3 protein-coding genes and 1 pseudogene are annotated in these 3,872 nt (G+C 62.0%); all 4 read right to left on the bottom strand.

The features are described 5' to 3' along the window. Positions 1 to 887, bottom strand: an 887-nt coding sequence (locus A7D27_RS26680) for a type VI immunity family protein (protein WP_069566660.1), incomplete at its 3' end; no start/stop codon positions are given. A 13-nt stretch (positions 888 to 900) separates the two neighbouring features. Next, on the bottom strand, positions 901 to 2,022 hold the full coding sequence (locus tag A7D27_RS26675) for a type VI immunity family protein (RefSeq protein WP_069566659.1): 1,122 nt from the start codon (positions 2,020 to 2,022) through the stop codon (positions 901 to 903). 16 nt (positions 2,023 to 2,038) lie between these two features. Beyond that, the gene (locus tag A7D27_RS26670) at positions 2,039 to 3,271 is read right to left on the bottom strand and encodes a VRR-NUC domain-containing protein (protein ID WP_069566658.1); all 1,233 of its coding nucleotides are present in this window, start codon (positions 3,269 to 3,271) and stop codon (positions 2,039 to 2,041) included. Then, positions 3,268 to 3,872, bottom strand: a pseudogene (locus A7D27_RS28890) (hypothetical protein); the annotation flags it as partial. The pseudogene A7D27_RS28890 and the gene A7D27_RS26670, both read right to left, overlap by 4 nt.

Genomic DNA, 3,872 nt, shown 5'->3' with positions numbered 1-3,872 from the left:
TAGGGCGAATAGGAGTGGAGCTGATCCGGATTGGGAATGCGTACAGGTTTCACCACATTGCTGACGGCTACATACGCACGGGGGAGCCCGTCAGCCTGGGTGCCCAGTTCCGGCCAGTCGCCTGCGCGGATGATCAGCCCCTGCTCGTAGGGCAGCAGCACGATATCCCCGTGGCCGCTCAAAGCATGGCGCAGGCGTTCTGCCCCACCCAGGCGCTCCACATAGCTGTGCCCCAGCACGGTGTACCAGTTGGCACCCTTGATATGGTTTTGCAGCTCCATACCCATGGCATAGGCGAAGGTGTCCACCTCCAGCCCCGAGTAGCGCTGGGCCAGTTGGTACTCACTGGGCATGTAGCTGTCGTAGTCGTAGGGCAACACGCAGGAGAGCCCGCCATAGCCATGCTCGGCCTGGACCTGGTTGCACAGGTAGGTCAGCCACGCTTGGTAGCGCTGTGGCCCTTCCGGCTCACTGAGCAAGGTCCAGGGCAAGATCAGCTTGATATAAGAGCGACGTTGTTCCCCATGGGCTTCGAATGAGTTGAGAAATTGCAGGCTGTAGTCTTCGGCCTCTTTTTCGTTCTTGGCGCTGCTCAGATGCCATTCCTGTTGCTCATTGGGGCCAGAGGTCAATACAGCCTGCCGTTTTTTATCGAAGCGATCAGAGGTGAGTTTTTGAAAACGCTCACCGACCTGCCATCTCAGCTTGTCGCCAAACGCCTCGTAAAAGCGCTCGAAGCACTCGACCACGCGCTGCTTGCGCTCGGCGGTGTAGCCCTCACGGAAGTACAGGGTGGCGATCAGCCCCAGCTTGACCACGGGATTGCCTTGGGCGTCTTCGATCTCCAGGTCGGGGGCGTGTTGTTTGAGGGTGTCCAATGCGTTCATCTTCGGCACGCGCCTAGCCCTCCTTCGACCAATACCAGAAGGTGTGTCCCCAGCTGGACTGCTCGATCACCGGCATCAGCTCGCCCTCGGCAAAGCGCCGCAAGGAATTCGTCTGTGCCGGGGTGAACCAGTAACCCGCTCGGGGGCAGCGCTGGCCGCCTTCGGTACGCGGTGGCGTGGCCGGGGTGGGGTCGAGGTCGAAGCGTTGGTACCAGTGCTGGGTGCTGGCTTCGTCGAAGCAGTTGCCGTAGGGCGAATAGGAGTGGAGCTGATCCGGATTGGGAATGCGTACAGGTTTCACCACATTGCTGACGGCCACATAGGCGCGGGGGAGCCCGTCAGCCTGGGCGCCCAGCTCCGGCCAGTCGCCTGCGCGGATGATCAGCCCCTGCTCGTAGGGCAGCAGCACGATATCCCCATGGCCGCTCAAGGCATGGCGCAGGCGCTCCTCCCCACCCAGGCGCTCCACATAGCTCTGCCCCAGCACGGTGTACCAGTTGGCGCCCTTGATATGGTTTTGCAGCTCCATGCCCATGGCATAGGCGAAGGTGTCCACCTCCAGCCCCGAGTAACGCTGGGCCAGTTGGTACTCGCTGGGCATGTAGTTCTCATAGTCATTAGGAAGAATGCTGGATAGCCCACCATAACCATGTTCGGCCTGGACCTGATTGCACAGGTAGGTCAGCCACTGCTTGTAGCGCTGCGCTCCCTCAGGCTCGGTGAGCAAGGTCCAAGGTAAGATCAGCTTGATATAAGAGCGATCTTGCTCTCCATGAACTTGAAAAGTATTCATGAAAGAAAGGCAATAAATCGAAGCATGTTGCAAACTTTCCGAACTGTTTAAGCACCAATAAATCTGTTCATTTTCTCCAGTGGCGAGAGCTTGGTTTTTTGCTCTTTCAAAATTTTCGAGAGTTAACTTTCTATTTTTCTCAAAAATATTCCCTTTGAGATTTACTCTGAATTCCTCATAGAAGCGTTCAAAGCACTCGATCACGCGCTGCTTGCGTTCGGCGGTGTAGCCCTCACGGAAGTACAGGGTGGCGATCAGTCCCAGCTTGACCACGGGATTGCCCTGGGCGTCTTCGATTTCCAGGTCGGGGGCATGCTGCTTGAGGGTGTCCAATGCGTTCATGTGCATTCCTTGTGGTTCAACTGGAGGCCAGGGCGCCGGCAGCGGCCCCTACGCCGAGGATGCTGGCCAGCCAGGCCCAGGACAGTTGCGCCAGGCGCACCAGCACCAGCAGCCCGGCGACGACTGCGGCGGGCAGCCCCAGGGTGACCAGGGCGCCACCGATGAGAAAGGCGACGACCACGGTGGCAGCCAGCAGGCCGACATCGATGAGCACCTGCACCCAGTCGATACGGCCGAGCATCTCCAGTGTCAGGTCGGTGTAGTGCTGCACTTCCCGCCAGATGGCGCGGAGCTGTTCGTCGGTCCAGCGCAGCACCTTGCCGGTGGTGGTACCGACCCATTCCCAGGCATCCCCGGCCTTGCTGCGCACCCATTCGCCTTGCTCCCCGAGCCAGGTGGCAGCCTCGTGCAGGTGTTGCCGGGCCTGTTCGGAAAGGCGTCGCAGCCCGCTGCCTTCCAGCAGCCCTTCGATGGCCTCGTGCACCTGCTGGGTCCAGCCTTCCACTTCTGCCGGGCGCGGAATCGGCTGGGGGCCGTAGACCGGCACCGGGCGGGGTGCTGGTGGCCAGAGCAGCGGGTTGCGGCTGGCGGTGGGCTCATGCTGTGCGTTGTAGCGCCGGTCCCGCTCGCGCTCACCCTTGTCGCGGCAGTCGTGTACTTCCAGCACAGAAAAGCGGTTTCGGCTTCCGGCGATCAATAAGTAGGCTCTCTTTTGATCAGGCAATAGGGTGTCGCCTGGAAACTTCACCTCCACCACCCGCTCCAGGTTATCCGGGTGCATCGTGCCGTGGTGGTCGGGGCCGGCTTGGCCCGGCCAGCGCACTGCTTTGTTCTTGACGATGATCACGTCCGGGCGGCGCAAAAGCCCTTTGGTGAGGCCCGTGGGGAAGGGAATCAGGGTATGCCGGCGATCCGGGTCGGGTGCGGTGCTCTGGCGGATGACCGAAGTGCTGAGAAAAGGCGTGGGCGGCAGGCGGCTCATGTCGAAGCAGACTTCCGCCTTGTAGTACCAGCGGTAGTCGAACAGGTATTCGTCGGCACGGATCAGCCCGCTCATGACCACCTGCTTGAGTTCGAGCCCGACGCTTTTACCTTCGCCCAGCTGCTTGACCGAAAGCTTGGGAAAGCGCACCGCGTAGTTGGCTTTCTCCAACAGATAGAGCTTGTTCGTCGGGTTGGGCAGGGGGGCTTCCTTGACGGTGCCTTCGATGCTGGTGGTGGTGCAGCTGTGCAGGGTCTCCTGACTCATTGCGAGGTCTCCGGGTTAACGTCCTTGAAGTCCAGTTGGCGTTGCTGCGGGGCGGGTTCCCCGGCGCGGTAGAGCGGTGCTTCCGGCTCGGGTTTGCGTTGGGGCGCCAGCAGCTCGATGTCGGCGGGCGCGTTGCTGTAGGCCATGAAGGTCCTGCCTTCGTGGTCGGTGTAGCCGGCCTGTCGGTAGCCCTCGGGGTGCTTGAGGCTGTAGGGGTGGCCCACCAGCGGCTCGCCGGTCGTTTCGTCTTGCAGCAGGTAGCGGGCGCGGTAGCCTCTGGGGGCCTTCAGCAGCGGGCCGCCGGCCTTGGCCTGGTCCGCCGGGCGTGCCTGGCCCGGCAGCAGGGGCGAAGCCCCTGAGCCCTTGCCCGGTGCCCCGCCGGCGTTGAGCTTGGCCAGCGGGCCGCTGACGGTGACGCCGCCAGGGTCGAGCTTGATGAAGCTGCCGCCGGCCTGGAGGGTCAGTTCCATGCCGGCTTCGATCACCAGCTTCTGCCCGGCCTTGAGGTGGATTTCCTGCCCGGCTTCCACGAGCCGGTTGCTGCCGATGCGGATGTGCTGCTCGTTGCCCACGGTGAGGTGGTCATCCAGCTTCAGTTCGG

It is taken from the genome of Pseudomonas sp. 1D4 (assembly GCF_001728925.1).
Classification (GTDB): domain Bacteria; phylum Pseudomonadota; class Gammaproteobacteria; order Pseudomonadales; family Pseudomonadaceae; genus Metapseudomonas; species Metapseudomonas otitidis.
This window is presented reverse-complemented; position numbering and strand designations above follow the sequence as displayed.